This window comes from Roseovarius mucosus, assembly GCF_002080415.1.
GTDB lineage: Bacteria > Pseudomonadota > Alphaproteobacteria > Rhodobacterales > Rhodobacteraceae > Roseovarius > Roseovarius mucosus_A.
Window position 1 is genome coordinate 2,128,499 of the sequence record NZ_CP020474.1, and the last position, 17,671, is coordinate 2,146,169.

At 61.1% G+C, this 17,671-nt stretch carries 18 protein-coding genes; 11 read left to right on the plus strand and 7 right to left on the minus strand.

The window, feature by feature from the left end:
* Nucleotides 1-66: 66 nt before the first annotated feature.
* Nucleotides 67-1,131, plus strand: coding sequence for a heat-inducible transcriptional repressor HrcA (gene hrcA / locus ROSMUCSMR3_RS10260; RefSeq protein WP_008282742.1), 1,065 nt, complete (start codon nucleotides 67-69; stop codon nucleotides 1,129-1,131).
* A gap of 9 nt (nucleotides 1,132-1,140) precedes the next feature.
* Complete coding sequence (locus ROSMUCSMR3_RS10265) at nucleotides 1,141-1,701, plus strand: nucleotide exchange factor GrpE (protein ID WP_008282741.1); 561 nt, start codon at nucleotides 1,141-1,143, stop codon at nucleotides 1,699-1,701.
* 18 nt (nucleotides 1,702-1,719) lie between these two features.
* Here the strand turns inward: ROSMUCSMR3_RS10265 and mutS are convergent, their stop codons facing one another.
* Entirely contained in the window at nucleotides 1,720-4,353 is a 2,634-nt protein-coding gene (gene mutS, locus ROSMUCSMR3_RS10270; RefSeq protein ID WP_081508599.1) for a DNA mismatch repair protein MutS, read from the minus strand.
* A 168-nt stretch (nucleotides 4,354-4,521) separates the two neighbouring features.
* Between mutS and ROSMUCSMR3_RS10275 the strand changes: the two genes are divergently transcribed.
* Nucleotides 4,522-5,385, plus strand: coding sequence for a ribokinase (locus tag ROSMUCSMR3_RS10275; protein WP_081507250.1), 864 nt, complete (start codon nucleotides 4,522-4,524; stop codon nucleotides 5,383-5,385).
* On the opposite strand, the gene msrA is transcribed toward ROSMUCSMR3_RS10275, so the two are convergent.
* The 3 genes from msrA to ROSMUCSMR3_RS10290 form a co-directional block, all read right to left on the minus strand.
* On the minus strand, nucleotides 5,376-6,044 hold the full coding sequence (gene msrA, locus ROSMUCSMR3_RS10280; protein WP_081507251.1) for a peptide-methionine (S)-S-oxide reductase MsrA: 669 nt from the start codon (nucleotides 6,042-6,044) through the stop codon (nucleotides 5,376-5,378). The two genes, ROSMUCSMR3_RS10275 and msrA, sit on opposite strands and share 10 nt — an antisense overlap.
* A 129-nt stretch (nucleotides 6,045-6,173) precedes the next feature.
* The gene (gene tmpT / locus ROSMUCSMR3_RS10285; protein ID WP_081507252.1) at nucleotides 6,174-6,812 is read right to left on the minus strand and encodes a thiopurine S-methyltransferase; all 639 of its coding nucleotides are present in this window, start codon (nucleotides 6,810-6,812) and stop codon (nucleotides 6,174-6,176) included.
* A 5-nt stretch (nucleotides 6,813-6,817) separates the two neighbouring features.
* A complete protein-coding gene (locus ROSMUCSMR3_RS10290; protein WP_081507253.1) occupies nucleotides 6,818-8,044 on the minus strand; it encodes an argininosuccinate synthase in 1,227 nt (408 codons plus the stop codon).
* 125 nt (nucleotides 8,045-8,169) lie between these two features.
* Between ROSMUCSMR3_RS10290 and ROSMUCSMR3_RS10295 the strand changes: the two genes are divergently transcribed.
* A complete protein-coding gene (locus tag ROSMUCSMR3_RS10295) occupies nucleotides 8,170-8,907 on the plus strand; it encodes a threonine dehydratase (protein WP_081507254.1) in 738 nt (245 codons plus the stop codon).
* 39 nt (nucleotides 8,908-8,946) lie between these two features.
* Nucleotides 8,947-10,185, plus strand: coding sequence for a threonine ammonia-lyase IlvA (ilvA, locus tag ROSMUCSMR3_RS10300; protein ID WP_081507255.1), 1,239 nt, complete (start codon nucleotides 8,947-8,949; stop codon nucleotides 10,183-10,185).
* Nucleotides 10,186-10,188: 3 nt separating this feature from the next.
* Here the strand turns inward: ilvA and ROSMUCSMR3_RS10305 are convergent, their stop codons facing one another.
* Nucleotides 10,189-10,524: an Hpt domain-containing protein gene (locus ROSMUCSMR3_RS10305; protein WP_198385509.1), complete on the minus strand. Its 336-nt coding sequence runs from the start codon at nucleotides 10,522-10,524 to the stop codon at nucleotides 10,189-10,191.
* 138 nt (nucleotides 10,525-10,662) lie between these two features.
* On the opposite strand from ROSMUCSMR3_RS10305, the gene ROSMUCSMR3_RS10310 reads away from it, so the two are divergent.
* Entirely contained in the window at nucleotides 10,663-11,949 is a 1,287-nt protein-coding gene (locus ROSMUCSMR3_RS10310) for a PP2C family protein-serine/threonine phosphatase (RefSeq protein ID WP_081507256.1), read from the plus strand.
* On the opposite strand, the gene ROSMUCSMR3_RS10315 is transcribed toward ROSMUCSMR3_RS10310, so the two are convergent.
* The gene (locus ROSMUCSMR3_RS10315; RefSeq protein WP_037298651.1) at nucleotides 11,924-12,367 is read right to left on the minus strand and encodes an NUDIX hydrolase; all 444 of its coding nucleotides are present in this window, start codon (nucleotides 12,365-12,367) and stop codon (nucleotides 11,924-11,926) included. The two genes, ROSMUCSMR3_RS10310 and ROSMUCSMR3_RS10315, sit on opposite strands and share 26 nt — an antisense overlap.
* 76 nt (nucleotides 12,368-12,443) lie before the next feature.
* On the opposite strand from ROSMUCSMR3_RS10315, the gene ROSMUCSMR3_RS10320 reads away from it, so the two are divergent.
* The 5 genes from ROSMUCSMR3_RS10320 (at nucleotide 12,444) to ROSMUCSMR3_RS10340 (ending at nucleotide 17,007) form a co-directional block, all read left to right on the plus strand.
* Nucleotides 12,444-13,442, plus strand: coding sequence for an Hsp33 family molecular chaperone HslO (locus tag ROSMUCSMR3_RS10320; RefSeq protein WP_081507257.1), 999 nt, complete (start codon nucleotides 12,444-12,446; stop codon nucleotides 13,440-13,442).
* Nucleotides 13,417-14,022: a CoA pyrophosphatase gene (locus tag ROSMUCSMR3_RS10325; RefSeq protein ID WP_087148872.1), complete on the plus strand. Its 606-nt coding sequence runs from the start codon at nucleotides 13,417-13,419 to the stop codon at nucleotides 14,020-14,022. The genes ROSMUCSMR3_RS10320 and ROSMUCSMR3_RS10325 overlap by 26 nt, the downstream gene beginning before the upstream one ends.
* On the plus strand, nucleotides 14,019-15,164 hold the full coding sequence (locus tag ROSMUCSMR3_RS10330) for a CCA tRNA nucleotidyltransferase (RefSeq protein WP_081507259.1): 1,146 nt from the start codon (nucleotides 14,019-14,021) through the stop codon (nucleotides 15,162-15,164). The genes ROSMUCSMR3_RS10325 and ROSMUCSMR3_RS10330 overlap by 4 nt, the downstream gene beginning before the upstream one ends.
* 42 nt (nucleotides 15,165-15,206) lie before the next feature.
* Complete coding sequence (locus ROSMUCSMR3_RS10335) at nucleotides 15,207-16,430, plus strand: class I SAM-dependent RNA methyltransferase (protein ID WP_081507260.1); 1,224 nt, start codon at nucleotides 15,207-15,209, stop codon at nucleotides 16,428-16,430.
* Between the two features lie 73 nt (nucleotides 16,431-16,503).
* Complete coding sequence (locus ROSMUCSMR3_RS10340; RefSeq protein WP_081507261.1) at nucleotides 16,504-17,007, plus strand: L,D-transpeptidase family protein; 504 nt, start codon at nucleotides 16,504-16,506, stop codon at nucleotides 17,005-17,007.
* On the opposite strand, the gene ROSMUCSMR3_RS10345 is transcribed toward ROSMUCSMR3_RS10340, so the two are convergent.
* The gene (locus ROSMUCSMR3_RS10345) at nucleotides 17,008-17,520 is read right to left on the minus strand and encodes a CAP domain-containing protein (RefSeq protein ID WP_008282725.1); all 513 of its coding nucleotides are present in this window, start codon (nucleotides 17,518-17,520) and stop codon (nucleotides 17,008-17,010) included. It lies immediately after the preceding gene.
* Nucleotides 17,521-17,671: the final 151 nt, after the last annotated feature.

Below are 17,671 nucleotides of genomic sequence, written 5' to 3' on the forward strand. Positions count from 1 at the left end.
TGGCAACCCCGATTGACCTTTGGCCTCTGCGGTCCTTAATAGCCCAAGAGACAGGAAGCACAGCCGATGACAGACGCCGCCTCGATCCTGGAACAGCTCAACGATCGCTCGCGCGAAGTGTTTCGCCGCGTGGTCGAGAGCTATCTGGCCAATGGCGATCCGGTTGGGTCGCGCACCCTGACCCGTGACTTCAGCGAAAAGGTTAGTGCCGCCACGATCCGCAACGTGATGCAGGATCTGGAATATATGGGCCTGTTGGGCAGTCCGCATATCAGCGCGGGGCGCATTCCCACGCAAGAAGGCCTGCGGATGTTTGTCGATGGTCTGCTTGAGGTCAGCAATCTAGAGGCTACGGACCGGCAGGCGATTGATGCGACGGTCGGCAGCAATTCGCAGGATGTGGGCGGTGTGCTTGATCGCATCGGGGCTGCGCTCTCTGGTGTTACGCGGGGCGCATCGCTGGTTCTTGCGCCCAAGCATGAGGCGCCGATCAAACATATCGAATTTGTCAGTCTTGGCCATGACCGCGCTCTTGTGGTGTTGGTGTTTTCCGATGGGCATGTCGAGAACCGGATATTCACCCCGCCACCGGGCCAAACGCCAAGTTCCATGCGCGAGGCCGCGAATTTTCTTAACGCGCTGATCGAGGGCAAGACGCTCTCGGATTTGCAGACTGTGATCTCACGTCAGATTGCGGCGCGGCGGCAGGAGATTGATCAGCTTGCCCGCGACCTGATTGATAGCGGGCTTGCAGTGTGGGAAGGCGAGGGCGACAAATACGAGCGGCTGATTGTGCGAGGTCGCGCCAATCTGCTCAATGCGACCTCAGAGGAAAAGGATCTGGAACGGATTCGCATCCTGTTTGACGATCTCGAACGCAAGCGCGATATCGCTGAATTCCTTGAATTGGCCGATGAGGGGGCCGGAGTACGCATTTTTATTGGCTCCGAGAACAAACTTTTCTCACTTTCGGGTTCCTCTTTGGTGGTCTCTCCATATATGAACGCTGACCGTAAGATCATCGGTGCGGTAGGGGTTATCGGCCCCACGCGCCTCAATTACGGGCGGATTGTGCCGATTGTGGATTACACGGCGCAGCTCGTGGGTAAACTGATCTCCGACCGGAGCTAGAGGTGAAGAATGGCAGAGCCGAAAGAAGACAGCTTTCTCGATGATATCGAAGAGGCCGCCGCGCAAGAGCGCGAGCGTATGGATGACGATATGAGTGATGAAGCGGTGGAGCTTGACGCGCTGCGCGCCGAGCGGGACGCCCTGCGCGACAAGTTCATGCGCGCGCTGGCTGATGCCGAGAATGCGCGCAAGCGGTCCGAGAAGGATCGGCGCGAGGCCGAGAATTATGGCGGATCCAAGCTGGCGCGCGATATGCTGCCGGTGCATGACAATCTGAAGCGGGCGCTTGAAACCGTGAATGAAGAGCAACGTGCTGCGTCAGCGGCCCTGTTTGAGGGGATCGAGCTGACTTTGCGCGAATTGCTCAATGTCTTTACCAAGCATGGCATCACCGTGATTGATCCGCAGGTCGGAGACCGATTCGATCCGCAGCATCACGAGGCGATGTTCGAGGCGCCGTTGCCCGGCACCAAGGCAGGAGAGATCATTCAGGTCTCGACTCAGGGCTTCATGCTGCATGATCGCATTTTGCGCCCGGCACAGGTGGGCGTATCCTCGAATCGTGGATGATGTGCGATGGGGCGGGGGTTACCCCGCCTTGTCGGCCTGTTCCTGACTAAGCGACTTCAACTCATAAATCAGTTCAAGCGCTTCGCGGGGCGTAAGCGCATCGGGCAGGATCGCGCTCAGGCGCTTTTCCACCACCGACTCGCGGGGTGGTTTAGGGGCTGGGGGCGGCGCGAGTGCCGCAAAGAGCGGTAGATCGTCGATCAGCGTTTTTTGTGCGCGGTGGCCTTCGCGGTCGCCTTTTTCCAGCGCATCGAGCACCACCCGTGCCCGCGCCACCACCGAGGCAGGGAGACCGGCCAATTTGGCGACCTGCACGCCATAGCTACGATCCGCAACGCCCCGCCGCACCTCGTGCAGGAAAATGACATCGCCGTCGTGCTCTTTGACGCTTACGGTGGCGTTCTCGACGCGGTCGAGTTTGTCACTAAGATGGGTCAATTCATGGTAATGCGTGGCAAAGAGCGCGCGGCAGGCGTTGACATCGTGCAGATGTTCCAGCGTGGCCCATGCGATGCTGAGCCCGTCCCACGTGGCTGTGCCGCGCCCGATTTCATCAAGAATCACCAGCGCATGATCGTCTGCCTGATTCAGGATCGCAGCGGTTTCGACCATTTCGACCATAAAGGTCGAGCGCCCGCGCGCCAAATCGTCTGACGCGCCGACGCGGCTAAAGAGTTGGCTGACCAAGCCGATATGGGCGGATGTCGCAGGCACATAGCTGCCGATTTGGGCCAAAAGGGCAATGAGTGCGTTCTGGCGCAGAAAGGTGGATTTACCCGCCATATTCGGGCCGGTCAGCAGCCAAATATCGCTCTTGCCGCCCAGATCACAATCATTGGCAATGAAGGGCGCGCCGCCCTGCGCGCGCAGGGCGCGTTCCACGACGGGATGCCGCCCACCTACGATGTTGAGCGCGCGGCTCTGGTCTACGTGCGGGCGGCACCAGTTCTCAGCCCGCGCGAGATCGGCGAGAGCGGTGGTCAGGTCTAGTTCGGCGAGCGCGCGGGCGCAGTGTGCAATTTCGGCGGCGCGGTCAAGAATCTCGGTCTTCAGGGCATCATAGAGCCGCTTTTCGATCTCGAGCGCACGACCGCCTGCGTTCAGAATCCGGGTTTCCATCTCGCTCAGGGGCACGGTGGTGAACCGGAGCTGATTGGCCGTGGTTTGGCGGTGTTTGAAGGTTTCGTTCAACGGCACGCTCAGCATGCGGTCGGCATGGGTGCTGGTCACTTCGATGAAATAACCCAGCACGTTGTTATGTTTGATCTTGAGCGAGGGAATGCCGGTTTGGGTGATATAGTCGCCCTGCATTCGGGCGATCACACCGCGCCCTTCGTCGCGCAATTGGCGTGCTTCGTCGAGGTCTCTGTCATAGCCCGGCGCGATAAAGCCGCCATCGCGCGCCAGAAGCGGCGGTTCTGCGACCAGGGCTTGATCGAGGAGGTCAAGAAGGCTGTCATGACCGGTCAGACTCAGAGCAGCTTGGTGCAAAAGCGGGGGAAGGTCCGTATTGGCGAGGCGCTGGGCAATTTCCATGGCCTGTGCCAGCCCGTTGCGCACCGCCGCCAAATCGCGCGGACCGCCACGATCAAGGCCCAGGCGTGACAGAGCACGGTCAAGATCAGGCACCTTGCGCAGGGATTCGCGCAGGCCTGCGCAAATGCGGCTCTGTTCTACCGCGAAATGCACTGATTCAAGGCGGGATTGTACCGTGTCGAGCGCGCGGCTGGGGCTGGAGAGGCGACGTTCGAGGAGCCGTCCGCCGCCCGCTGTCACGGTTCTGTCGATCGTCGCAAGAAGCGAGCCGGCGCGGCCGCCATTTAGACTGTGGGTTAATTCCAGATTGCGCCGGGTGGCGGCGTCGATCTGCATGACACGCGCCTCGTTTTCGCGGGTCGGGGGCTGCAACAGGGGCAATTTGCCCTTTTGCGTGATGTCGAGCCAGTCCACGATCGCGCCCATCGCGGCGATTTCGGGGCGCGTGAAAGACCCATAGGCGTCGAGCGTGTCAACGCCATAGAGCAGGCAAAGCCGTCGCTCGCCTGCTGTGCTGTCAAACGCGGCCTGCCCCAGACCGGTGAGAGAAGCGCCGGATTCAGAGACTAATTCGCCGAGATTTGCAACATCCGCCTCGGTCAGCAGCACTTCGCGCGGGGCGAGGCGGGCCAATTCGGGGCCAAGGCGCGCGGGCGTCAGGGGCATGACATGAAAAGCGCCGGTGGAAATATCGACCCAAGCCAGCGCGCCCGCGCCACGCACAGTTGCAAAACTGACAAGGTAATTGTGGCGGCGTGCCTCAAGCAGGCTTTCCTCGGTCAGGGTGCCGGGGGTTACAAGGCGCACCACCTCGCGCCGGACCACGGATTTCGCCCCGCGCTTCTTGGCTTCGGCGGGATCCTCCATCTGTTCGCAGACGGCGACGCGAAACCCTTTGCGAATGAGGGTTAAAAGATAGCCTTCGGCGGCATGGACCGGCACGCCGCACATGGGAATATCCTGCTCGAGATGCTTGCCGCGCTTTGTCAGCGCGATATCGAGCGCCTCGGCGGCGGCGGCGGCATCGTCAAAGAAAAGTTCGTAAAAATCGCCCATGCGATAGAAAAGCAGCGCCTCGGGATATTGCGCCTTGATCTCTAGGTATTGTGCCATCATCGGCGTGACGGTTGATCCCGTGGTATTCACCTGCGCCCCCTTGTTGCTTGAGCGACCTTACAAATCCACGCTGCGGGGTGAAAGACCAAAGCGCGATTGCGGGCGGGTGCCTGGCTGTTATCCTTGGAAAAGAAAGTTGAGTATTTGGGCCAAAAAGAAGCGGGCGGTATGATTTTCAATCTCGGGTCGATCAATGCCGATCATGTCTATCGCCTGGCGCAGTTGCCGCATGCGGGTGAGACTGTCACGGCGCAGGGCTATGCGCGGTTGCTGGGTGGCAAGGGGGCGAACCAATCGATTGCCGTGGCTCGGGCCGGGGGGCAAGTGGTGCATATCGGCGCTGTGGGCGCGGATGGCGATTGGATGGTGGAGCTTTTGTCTGCGGATGGCGTGGATGTGCGGCATGTGCGCCGGGACCAAGGGGCGTCGGGCCATGCGGTGGTTACAGTTGAGCAGAGCGGCGAGAATGCGATTTTGATCCACGCCGGGGCCAATCGGGCCTTGCGGATAGAGGATGTTGAGGCCGCGTTGGCGGAGGCGGGGCCGGGCGATTGGCTCATGCTACAGAATGAGACGAATGTGCAGGTTGAGGCGGCGCGCATGGCCCAAGACAGGGGGATGCGTGTCGCCTATTCTGCTGCGCCTTTTGATGAGGCGGCGCTGCGGGCGGTTCTGCCCCATGTCACCCTTTTGATGGTGAACGAGGGGGAGGCGGCGCAGATGACGCAGGCCATGGGCGCGGTTCAGGTGCCGATGCTGTGTGTTACGCGGGGCGCGCGCGGTGTTCTCTGGACAGAGGCAGGATGCCGAGATGCAGTCACTATTCCGGCGCGAAAGGTTGTTCCGGTGGATACGACTGGCGCCGGTGACACCCTGGCCGGGTATTTGGTGGCTGGGTTGGCTGCGGGCCTGAACCCAGAGCGGGCGTTGCAAGGGGCGGTTGGCGCTGCCGCCCTTGCGGTTACGCGCCCCGGAGCATCAGGAGCGATCCCCCTGGCGGCCGAGGTGGCCGCGTTTCTTGGTCAGGAGTGACCGGCGAAGGGCGCATCCTTGCCCCAAAGCTCTTTGACGCGGGTATCTCTGCCGCAGGCGTCGCGATAGAGTTTGTAGGCGCTGGCTTTGGTTCGGGGGCCAAAGCGCGTGAGGATGATTTCGCTGCTTTTGTAATAATCCTGATGATAGGCTTCGGCGGCATAGAAGGGCTGAGCATTGAGAATGGGGGTCACTATCTTCTGGCCCAAGGCTGATTTTGCCTCAGCGATGGCCCCCTCGGCGATCTGTTTTTCTGCCGGATCAGAGACGAAAATCGCGGTGCGATAGTTGTCACCCCGGTCGCAGAACTGACCGCCTGCGTCAGTTGGATCGACCGAGCGAAGGAACAGGTGCAGGAGTTGTGCGCGGGTGACTTGGGCGGGGTCGAAGGTAAGGCGCACGGCCTCGTAATGACCGGTGCCGCCGGATGTGACCTGTTTGTAGCTGGGGTTCTTGACCGTGCCGCCGGTAAAGCCCGACTCGGCCGCGATGACGCCCCGGACCTGTTCAAAATCTGATTCGACACACCAGAAACAGCCGCCTGCGACGATGAGCGTTTCTGTTTCTGCCGCATGGGCACGTCCACCGTGGACGCACAGGCCAACGATGATAAGCCCTGCGAGCAGCGCTGCCTTGAGTTTCCGAACATTGCTCAGCATGGTTTTAACCCTCCTGCTATTGCCAGCAACATGGCGCAATTGCAGGGAGAGGCCAAACAAAGACGTCGTGAGGTCACGCGGTGTTGAGCAATGTTTCGCTTTTTATGGGGCCGTTTGGCAATAGATGGCCTAGAGCGGTGTGAGATGCAGCGCCATTTCGCGTGCGGGGCAGACGCCCTTGAGCCCGCCGGGCACGTCGAGATTGGCGAGCGTGGTGATCCGGTACTGAGTGGCGTAGTGGCGGCTCACCTCATCGAAGGTGACGCAAAACGGTGGGCCCGCCATGATCGCGGGATCGTATTCGAAGGTTATGAGCAATTGTGGGGCGGTGGCCGTAAGGGCCACAATATGCGTGGTGTAGCGGGTGCGCATATCGGGCGGCAGCGCCACCAGCGCGGCGCGGTCATAGATTGCATCGACAGAGCCGAGCAGATCGGGGGTGAGCGCGAAAATGTCGCCCGCAAACACAGTGACGCCGGGGGCGGCATAGGCGCGAAGGGTGCCGTGATCGGTGATTTCCGGCACGGTGCCCAGCTCCTCGAAAAGCTGGCGCACGGCGATGTCACTGAGTTCCGCGCCTGCGACGCGGTAGCCTTGGGCCAAGAGCCAGGCGATATCGCGGGTTTTGCCACAGAGGGGCAGAAAAATCCGCGCGCCTGGCTTGAGACCAAGCGCGCCGATATGGGCCGCAAGCATGCGGTTTACGTCGCCTTCATGAAAGCCGATCTGCATGTTTTCCCAACGGGTATGCCAGAAATCGGCCTCCATGATCCTTAGCCCTTGAGCCTGCGGTCGCGCGCTGCAAGGAGTTTTAGGCGCAGCGCGTTGAGTTGGATGAAGCCGGCCGCGTCTTTTTGATCATAGGCGCCAGCGTCATCTTCAAAGGTGACGTGGGCCTCGGAATAGAGGCTGTGATCGGACCAGCGGCCAACACAGGACACCGAGCCTTTGTAGAGTTTGAGGCGGACGGTGCCTGTGACATGTTCCTGGCTTTTGTCGATGGCGGCCTGAAGCATATAGCGTTCGGGCGAGAACCAGAAGCCGTTGTAGATCAGTTCGGCATAGCGCGGCATGAGCGAATCCTTGAGATGGCCCGCGCCGCTATCAAGGGTGATCTGTTCGATGCCACGATGCGCCTCGAGCAGGATGGTGCCGCCGGGTGTTTCGTAGATGCCGCGCGACTTCATGCCGACAAAGCGGTTTTCCACGAAATCGAGCCGCCCGATGCCGTGTTTGCGGCCAAATTCATTGAGGTCGGTCAGGATGGTTGCGGGGCTGAGGGCGGTGCCGTTGATGGCCACGGCATCGCCACGCTCGAAGCTGACTTCGATGAACTCAGGCGTATCGGGCGCGTCTTCGGGGCTGACGGTGCGCTGATACACGTAATCGGGGGCCATTTCGGCGGGGTCCTCAAGCACGCGGCCTTCGGAGGAGGTGTGCAGCAGGTTGGCATCGACCGAAAAGGGGGCCTCGCCACGCTTGTTTTTCGCGATCGGGATTTGGTTTTCCTCGGCGAAGGCGATCAGCTTGGTTCGGCTGGTCAGATCCCAGAGACGCCAAGGGGCGATCACCTTGATATCGGGATTGAGCGCGTAAGCGGCCAGCTCGAACCGGACCTGATCGTTGCCCTTGCCGGTGGCGCCATGGGCCACGGCATCGGCACCGGTCATCGCGGCAATCTCGACCAGACGTTTGGAAATCAGCGGGCGGGCGATGGAGGTGCCCAAGAGGTAGAGCCCTTCGTAGAGCGCATTGGCGCGGAACATCGGAAAGACGAAATCGCGCACGAATTCTTCGCGGACATCCTCGATATAGATATTCTCGGGCTTTATCCCCAGCATCTCGGCCTTTTGCCGCGCGGGATCGAGTTCCTCTCCCTGACCGAGATCAGCGGTGAAGGTCACAACCTCGCAGCCATATTCGGTCTGCAGCCATTTCAGGATGATCGAGGTATCGAGGCCCCCGGAATAGGCCAGAACAACTTTCTTGGGCGCGGACATGTCATTCCCCTTGCGTCAAATCTGGCTGGCGGAGTAGCGGCTTTTGCGGTGATGGGCAAGTGGACGCGGTTGACTGCGCCTTTGGTTGTGCTAGCGACGGCGGGCAATTGTCAAAAGGTGCGATTATGGCGGCGTGGCGTATTTTTATCCATTCAGTGCAGATGATTTTCAACAATCTGCCTCAGGTGGTCCGGATTGTGCTGGTGCCCATGGGGATCGGGATTGCGACGTTGGTCCTTTTTGCGGTTCTGGGTGTCTCGATGGACGGGACGGATACGGAGGGCGCCACGGGGGGACAGATCGCGGGGCTAATCTTGTTGGCGCTTGTGCTGATCGGTCTGGCGCTCTGGGTCATTGTGGCGTGGCACCGCTTTATCCTCTTGGCGGAATACCCCCAAGGCTGGGTGCCGATGCTGCGCACGGATCGCATGCTGTCTTATATCGGACATTCGCTCTGGCTTGGCCTTGTGATGATGGGCCTGATGCTGCCCCTCTTTCTGGTGGTTGGGGTTGTCGGCGGCGTGGTGCCACTGATTGTCACGATTGTGAGTGTCGTGGTGATCGTCGCGGCCAATGTGGTGTTCTTTCGGCTCTCGACGATCCTGCCTGCGGCGGCGATTGGCAAGCCGCTTGCGTTGAAAGAGGCGTGGACCGCGACCGAAGGCAGTAGCGCTACGATTCTGATCCTTGTTCTTATTCTGGGGGTGGCGCAATTCGCGCTGCAGCTTTTGCTTGGGTTGCTGCTTTTGACGCCGGTGATCGGGGTCGTGTTGATGGTGCTGGGCACGGTGGTGTCGGGTCTGGTCAATATCAGCATTCTGACCACGCTTTACGGCTATTATATCGAAAAGCGCGCGCTCTGAGCCTTGTCAGAGGGGTGTGATTGGGGCACTGAGGCGGGCATGACCGAGTTTCAGGAAAATGCCCGCGCCGCAGAGGCCGCGATGCGCGCCGTGTTCGAGCCGACACCGCTCCAACGCAATGATCACCTGTCCGAGCGCTATGGTGCTGAAATCCTGCTTAAGCGCGAGGATCTGAGCCCGGTGCGGTCCTACAAGCTGCGCGGCGCGTTCAATGCGATGCGCAAGGTGCTGGCGGCGCGGCCAGATACGGCGACGTTTGTCTGTGCAAGTGCGGGCAATCACGCGCAGGGCGTGGCCTATATGTGCCGGCATTTTGGGGTCAAAGGCGTGATTTTCATGCCGGTGACGACGCCACAGCAAAAGATCGGCAAGACCGAGAAGTTTGGCGGCGATGCCGTGGCGATCCGGCTGACGGGCGATTATTTCGACGACACGCTGGCGGCGGCGCAGGCCTATTGCGCGCAGGTTGGTGGGCATTTTCTATCGCCGTTTGATGATGAGGATGTGATTGAGGGGCAGGCATCCGTTGCGGTCGAGATCGAGGCGCAGTTGGGTGGCATGCCGGATCGTTTAATCCTGCCGGTGGGCGGTGGCGGGTTATCGGCGGGGGTGCGCAGCTATGTGGGCGCACGTGCCGCGCTGACGCTGGTGGAACCGGCGGGGGGTGCCTGTCTGGGTGCGGCGCTGGCGGCGGGTGAACCTGTGCGCTTGCGGCATGTGAACACCTTTGCCGATGGGGCGGCTGTGGCGCAGATCGGGGCACGCACATTCGCGCGGCTGGCGGATATGGAGCCAAGTGCAGCGATGGTGATCGAAGAGGATCGGCTTTGCACCACGATGCTGGAGATGCTGAATATCGAGGGGATCGTGCTTGAGCCTGCGGGGGCGCTGGCGGTTGATGCGCTCAAGGATATGGCGGATGTGATCCGGGGCAAGACGGTTGTTTGTGTGACCTCTGGCGGGAATTTCGATTTCGAGCGCTTGCCGGAGGTGAAGGAGCGGGCGCAGCGGTTTTCGGGGGTGAAGAAGTATTTTATCCTGCGAATGCCGCAGCGGCCCGGCGCGCTGCGCGAGTTTCTGGAAATTCTGGGACCCGAGGATGATATTGCCCGGTTTGAATACCTCAAGAAATCGGCGCGCAACTTTGGCTCTGTGCTGATTGGGATCGAGACGACGCGGCCCGAGAATTTTGCGCCGATCCTGACGCGGCTGGATGCTGCCGGGTTTGAATATCGCGATATCACGCGCGATGAGGTGCTGGCCGAGTTCCTGATCTGAGCCTCAGGCGGCGATAACCCGATCAAGACCGGCCACGAATTCAGATTTCGAGTGCGCGTAACAATCGAGCACGGCGGTCAGATCAACGCTGGCACCCGCGCCCATGGCGGCGGCGCGTTCGCCGCTGTGACAGAGATCGGCAAAGGCGGTAAAGCCGAGGTTGAGCGCGCTGCCCTTTAGGAAATGCAACAGCGCCTCAAGGTTCTGGCCCGCGTTTGGCAGGCGCAGTTTCCCGATCTCGGTATCCACCTCGTCAAGGAAAAGCTCTACCACCTCGGCAAAGGCGTCTGCCCCGATTTCATCGCGCAGGTCCTGCACGCGGTCCCAGTCGATCATCATCTACCCTCCGACACATGGGATCAGACTGGGCGCCAAGGGCTGATAAAGGGTTAAGCTGGGCTGGAAATTCCTGCGAATTTTAACATTCATATCCCGTTAAATCCTGTGAGCCTAGGAAGGGGGTGGACAGTGTAAAAGGTGGCCCCGGTGCGATCACGAGCGGAACAGGTGACAGGGACGGATGCGGGCGGCGGGGTGATCCAGCGCGTGCTGGTGGTGGATGACAGCCGATTGCAGCGGCGCATCCTGACCGCTTCGTTGCAGCGCTGGGGATTCGAGGTGCAGGAGGCCGAGTCGGGCGAGGAGGCGCTGCGACTGTGCCGGGATCAACCGCCTGATCTGGTGATGAGCGACTGGATGATGCCGGGGTTAAGTGGGCTTGAATTCTGTCGTAAGTTCCGAGACTTGCAACAAGAGAGCTATGGGTATTTCATCCTTTTGACCTCTAAAAGTGACAAGGATGAGGTGGCGCTGGGCCTTGATGCGGGGGCGGATGATTTTCTGACCAAGCCGGTCAATGCCGCCGAACTGCGCGCGCGGATTTCGGCGGGGGCGCGTATCCTGCGGATGCAGCGCGAGTTGACCGAGAAGAACCGGCTGATCAAATCGACGCTGGACGAGTTGCAGACGCTTTATGATTCGCTCGATAGCGATTTGGTCGAGGCCAAGAAGCTGCAGCAATCGCTGGTGAGCGAACGCTATCGCGATTTCGGCGCGGCCGAGGTGTCCTTGATGCTGCAATCGGCGGGGCATGTGGGCGGTGATCTGGTGGGGATGTTCCCGATTGGGGCCACGCGCATCGGGCTATACGGGATCGATGTGTCGGGCCATGGGATCAGTTCGGCGCTGATGACGGCGCGGCTGGCAGGGTATCTGTCGGCCTCTGTGCCGGAGCAGAACCTGGCCCTGCGCAAGACCCGCGATGGAAGGTTCGTGGCACGGCCGCCTGCGCAGGCGATTGCGATGCTGAACCGGCTGATCATGTCAGAGATGGAAACCGAGCATTATTTCACCCTTGTTCTGGCGGATGTCGATCTGGAGAGCGGGCGGGTGATCCTGTCGCAGGCGGGGCATCCGCATCCGGCGTTGCAGCGCGCGGATGGCACAGTGGAATTTGTGGGCGCGGGCGGTTTGCCGGTGGGGTTGATCGACGGGGCCGAGTTTGAGCAATTCGAGGTGCAGATGGGGCCGGGTGATCGCCTTTTGATCCATTCCGATGGGGTGATTGAATGTGCGGGCCAAACCGGGGCGCTGCTGCAAGAAGAGGGGTTGGCGCATATCCTGCGGGATCTGCGGCAGACGCGGGGCATGGCGCTGCTCGAATCATTGATCTGGAAACTGTCGGATTTTGCCGGGGATGCTGATTTTGATGATGATATTTCCGGGGTACTGCTGGAATTCAAAGGCAGTGCGTTTCCCGGCTGACGAAATGCCGGTCGCCAGCGTTCCCGAGGTCACGTGCTGCCTGTTCCGGTGTGATCCAGACCGCGCGATGGCCCGGCTCGGTGGGTGGGCCCAAGCGTCGGACCGGATGGGCGCGGTAGATGATGCAGAGCTTTTCCGCCCAGAATCCGTATTCCGGCATATAGGTGAACCGGCGAAAGGCCCCGAGCCGTCGGGGCCGTGCGATCAGCCAGCCGGTTTCTTCGAACACCTCGCGATAGAGCGCCTGCACGGGTGATTCGCCGGGATCAATGCCGCCGCCGGGCAATTGCAATTCTGGCAGCGGTTCTGCCTGATGGGTCACAAGCAGCCGCCCGCGATGCGGTAGGATGGCATAGGCACCGGGGCGCAGGCGATAGGCCACATCGGGCCGGGGGCTGTCTCCGAATCGTCTGATCACGTGGCACCTCTTTTGGGGTTGGCTTGTCCTGACGGTACAGGCGCGATATGCCAAGTCGAGACCCAAAGGAAAGCCCATGACACTTGGACAGAAAATCGCTTGGGATGATACGATCCTGCCATTCCAACTTGACCGCGCGGATATTCGCGGGCGGGTGGTGCGCCTTGATGGGGTGCTGGATGGGATTCTGAAACAGCATGATTACCCGCCACAGGTTGAAGCGCTGATTGCGGAAATGGCGCTTTTGACGGCGTTGATCGGGCAGACGATCAAGCTGCGGTGGAAGCTGTCGTTGCAGGTGCAGACGCGCGGTGCGGTGCGGATGATTGCCACCGATTACTATGGGCCACGCGAGCCGGACGAGCCTGCGCGGATGCGCGCCTATGCCAGTTTCGACGCAGAGCGGCTGAGCCATGCGCGCCCGTTCGATCAGTTGGGCGAGGGGTATTTCGCCGTGATGCTGGATCAGGGGCAGGGCACCACGCCCTATCAGGGGATTACGCCCATTGCCGGAGAGGCGCTGCGCCACTGTGCCGAGGCGTATTTTGCCCAGTCCGAGCAGTTGCCCACGCGTTTTGCGCTTAGTTTCGGGAAATCGACAGAGGCGGGCGGTGTGGAGCATTGGCGCGCGGGCGGTGTCATGTTGCAGCATATGCCCAAGGCGTCGCCCTTTGCCAATGACGGCGGATCGGGCGATGGCGGGCTGTTGCAGCCGCAGGATATTCTGGACGGCGACGATGCCGAAAACTGGAACCGCGCCAATGTCTTGCTGGATACGGTCGAGGATCTGGAGTTGATCGGCCCGTCGATTGCGCCAACGGATCTTTTGGTGCGGCTGTTTCACGAAGAGGGGCCGCGAGTTTTCGATATGCAGGCGGTGCGGTTTGGGTGCACCTGTTCGGAAGAGCGGGTGCGCAGCAGCCTGTCGATCTATTCTGCACGTGATATTGCGACCATGACCACCGAAGAGGGGATTGTGACCGCCGATTGCCAGTTTTGCGGGGCGCATTACCGGCTGGACCCGGCCACTGTCGGGTTTGAGGCCAAGGATGACGGGGCGGGGGGCAGTGACTGATCCGCTGGAGCGAGCGCTGCGCGCATTGCGGGCGGCGCGCGCGCCTTCGTCGGATTATGATCTAAATCCCGGTGTTGTTTTGCCCGAAGGGCGCAGATTGCGGGCGGCGGCGGTATTGGTGCCGGTGCGCGAGGGGCGCGTGATTCTGACCAAACGGTCCTCGAAGTTGCGGCATCATCCGGGGCAGATTGCGTTTCCGGGCGGCAAGCAGGATGCGGGTGATCCTGATATCACGGCCACCGCGCTGCGGGAGGCGGAGGAAGAGATCGGGCTAGACCAGCGCAGCGTCGAGGTGCTGGGGTTCTTGCCCCGGCACGAGACCGTGACCGGCTTTGACGTGACGCCGGTTCTGGCGCGGGTGCATGGGGCGTTCGAGCCGCGGGCCGAGCAGGGCGAAGTCGATGAGGTGTTCGACGTGCCTTTGGCGCATTTGCTAGAGTTGGGCCGATATAGGGTCGAAAAGCGCCGCTGGCGGGGGGATTGGCGGCGCTATTATGCGGTGCCCTATGGCCCCTATTACATCTGGGGGGCGACGGCGCGCATTCTGCGTAACCTGGCGGATCTGGCGGAGCCGGAATGAAAGTTTCTGGCGCATGGATCGAGGATAAGGCGACGCAGGCGGTCTGTGCCATGCTGACCGAGGCGGGGTATCAGGCGCTATTTGTCGGCGGCTGTGTGCGCAACGCGCTGTTGGAGATGCCGGTGGGGGATATTGATATCGCCACCGATGCCCGGCCCGAGATGGTGATGGAGCTGGCCCATGCGGCGGGGCTAAAGCCGGTGCCGACGGGCCTTGAACATGGCACGATTACGGTGGTTTCGGGTCACATTGGCCATGAGGTTACGACCTTTCGCGAGGATGTGCAGACCTTTGGTCGTCATGCGGTGGTGGCCTTTGCCAGCGATTTGCGCACCGATGCGCGGCGGCGCGATTTTACGATGAATGCGCTTTATGCCCAGACTGATGGTGCCGTGGTCGATCCTTTGGGCGGGTTGGAGGATTTGCGCGCGCGGCGGGTGCGATTTATCGAGGATGCCGATCAACGGATTCGCGAGGACTATCTGCGTATTCTGCGGTTTTTCAGGTTTCATGCCTGGTATGGTGATCCCGAAGGCGGGCTTGATGCCGAGGGGTTGGCGGCCTGTGCTGGCAATGTCGAAGGGATTGTTGGGCTGTCGCGCGAGCGTGTGGGGGCGGAAATGCGCAAGCTGCTCGCCGCACCTGACCCGGCACCGTCTGTGGCCGCGATGCAGGCGACGGGAGTGTTGGCTGCGGTTCTGCCGGGAAGCGATGCGCGCGCCTTGCCGCTGTTGGTGCATCTGGAATCAGAGACAAACACAGCCCCAGACGCGATTCTACGGTTGGCCGCGCTGGGGGGTGAGGCGGCTGCGGAGCGGTTGCGCCTGTCGCGGGCAGAGGCGCGGCGGCTGGATAGTTTGAGGGGCGCGGCGGCAGACATGATGCACGCGGCAGAGTTGGGCTATCGCCACGGGTTCGCGGAGGGGCGCGCGATCTTGCTGTTGCGCGCGGCGCTGCTGGAAAACCCCTGGCAGGCGCGCGATGCCGAGGATTTGGCGAAAGGGGCCAAGGCAAGGTTTCCAGTGACAGCGGCAGACCTGATGCCAGAGTATACCGGCCCCGCGTTGGGTGAACGGTTGCACGCGTTGGAGCGGCGCTGGATCGAGTCGGGGTTTGCGCTGACACGCGACGATCTGCTGTGAGCGGGCTTTTATAGCGGCGCGGCGCGGGGTAAAGGCGCAGGCATGAGCGAGCATGACATCATACGGTTGGGGCATCAGGGCGACGGCATTGCCGAGGGGCCGGTGTACGCACCTCTGACCCTGCCCGGTGAGCGGGTTTCGGGCACTTTGAACGGTCAAACCCTGACCGATGTGCGCATTCTTTTGCCATCCTCGGATCGGGTGAGCGCGCCCTGTCGGCATTTCCGATCCTGTGGCGGATGTCAGGTGCAACATGCGTCAGACGGGTTTGTTGCGTCGTGGAAGCAAGAGGTGGTGCGCGCGGCGATGGCAGCGCATGGCATCGTGGCTGAATTTCAGCCGATCCATATTTCGCCACCGCGATCCCGTCGGCGGGCAACATTTGCTGCAAAACGCACGAAAAAGGGGGCGATGGCCGGGTTTCATGCCCGTGGCAGCGATGTGATCATTGAGGTCCCTGATTGCCATCTGCTGCATCCCGAGGTGATGCGCGGCCTTAGCGTGGCCTGTGATCTGGCCGAGACAGGCACGAGCCGGAAGGCGGCGCTGGCGGTCAGCGTCACGCGGTCTTTGGTTGGGTTGGATGTGGCGGTTACGGATGGCAAGCCGCTGGATGGACCGCTGCGGATTGCGCTGGCGGCGTTGGCTGAGCGGCATGATCTGGCGCGGCTGGCCTGGGAGGACGAGGTTGTGGTGACGCGGCGCGCGCCGGTGCAGGTGTTTGGCGGGGCACGGGTTGTGCCGCCGCCGGGTGCATTCCTGCAAGCCACGGCAGAGGGTGAAGCGGCGCTTTTGGCGCAAACAGAGACTATTTTGGCGGGGGCGCGGCGGATCGTTGATCTTTTTGCTGGCTGCGGCACCTTTGCCCTGCCTTTGGCGCAGCGGGCGCAAGTACATGCGGTTGAGGGGGAGGCCGAGATGCTGGCGGCGCTGGATGCCGGACGGCGTGGGGCTGCGGGGCTCTATCCGCTGAGCACAGAGGCGCGTGATCTTTTTCGTCGACCGCTCTTGGCGGATGAGTTGGCGCGCTATGACGGGGCGGTGATTGATCCGCCGCGTGCCGGCGCCGAGGCGCAGATTGCCGAGATTGCCCGCGCGCGCCTGCCCCGGCTGGCCTATGTGTCCTGCAATCCGGTGACATTTGCCCGAGACGCCAAGACCCTGATTGCGGCGGGCTATGTGATGGGTCCGGTGCGGGTGGTGGATCAATTCCGTTGGTCGGCGCATGTGGAATTGGTGGCCGGATTCACACTGAATAAGGCGTGAACGGAGCAATTTTTCTACCAAGCCCCGCATTTTTTTTGGTATTAGAATCACGAGCAGTGAGCGGATAAAAACAATGAAATCTAACAGACGGTTCGTGTTGCTGGCGGGGCTGAGCGCCTTGGCAGCGTGTAGCAGGCAGGATTCTAAATTTCGCACCTATCGTGGCCCCGATGTGACGCGGGTGATTGTCAACAAGGGTGAGCGAGAGATGTTTCTCTTGCATCACAATCGCACGCTGGAGCGGTACAAGGTTGATCTTGGCTTTTCGCCTTCGGGGCATAAGCAATTCGAGGGGGATGGGCGCACGCCCGAGGGCGAGTATCACATCGACCGGCGCAATCCCAACAGTTCGTTTCATCTGTCGCTTGGGATTTCCTATCCCAATGAGGCGGATATTGCCTATGCCAAGGCCTTGGGCAAATCACCGGGTGGAGATATCTTCATCCATGGCGAGCCGAACGCACTGGCCTTTTTAAGCCCAGATTGGACGGCTGGCTGTATCTCGGTCAAGAATCGCGAGATGGAGGATGTCTATGCCATGGTCCGTGACGGGACGCCGATCACGATTAATGCGTGATCAGGTGCCGAGGATCATTGTCCACCAGATCTTGCCGCCATCCTCTTGAAGCCAGGAAAAGCCCATTTTGCGCGCCTCGGGAGAGAGGATCACGCGGCGCGTGCCCTCTTGTTCCATCCAAGCGGCGAGGGTTTGAAGCTCTGTCTCGTAGGTTTCCGAGATGGTTTCGCCGACGAGGGAGCCAGAATATCCAACGCGACGCACGCGGTCGAGCGGCGAGGAGCCATCTGAGCCAAAGTGCCAGGGGCGATTCTGCACCGACATATCGCGCGAATGGGTTGCGGCGGCGGCGGTGAGGGCAGAATCAAGTGTGAGCGGCGGCTGACCGGCGGCCTGACGCAGAGAATTGACCGAATCGAGCATGCGGAACTGCACCTCGGAGGTCTGGCCCGCTGCGATTCGGTAGACACGCGGCAGCGGTTTGCCATCCGAGCCCAATTGTGGTGGGGGCGGTGCGGCGCAGGCGGAAAGAGCCAAAAGAGCCGAGACCAACAGGATGTAGAGACGCGCCATGATGCAGAACCACCCGAAAATTGTTTAGACCTCTGCTTTAGCCCGGCTTGCGTTGCGATTCAAACCCACATGCGCAGAACATCGCGCGTTGTGACTTTCTTGATTTGCGGCGGAAATCTTGGCACCCTATACCTTACGGATCATCGGCTTG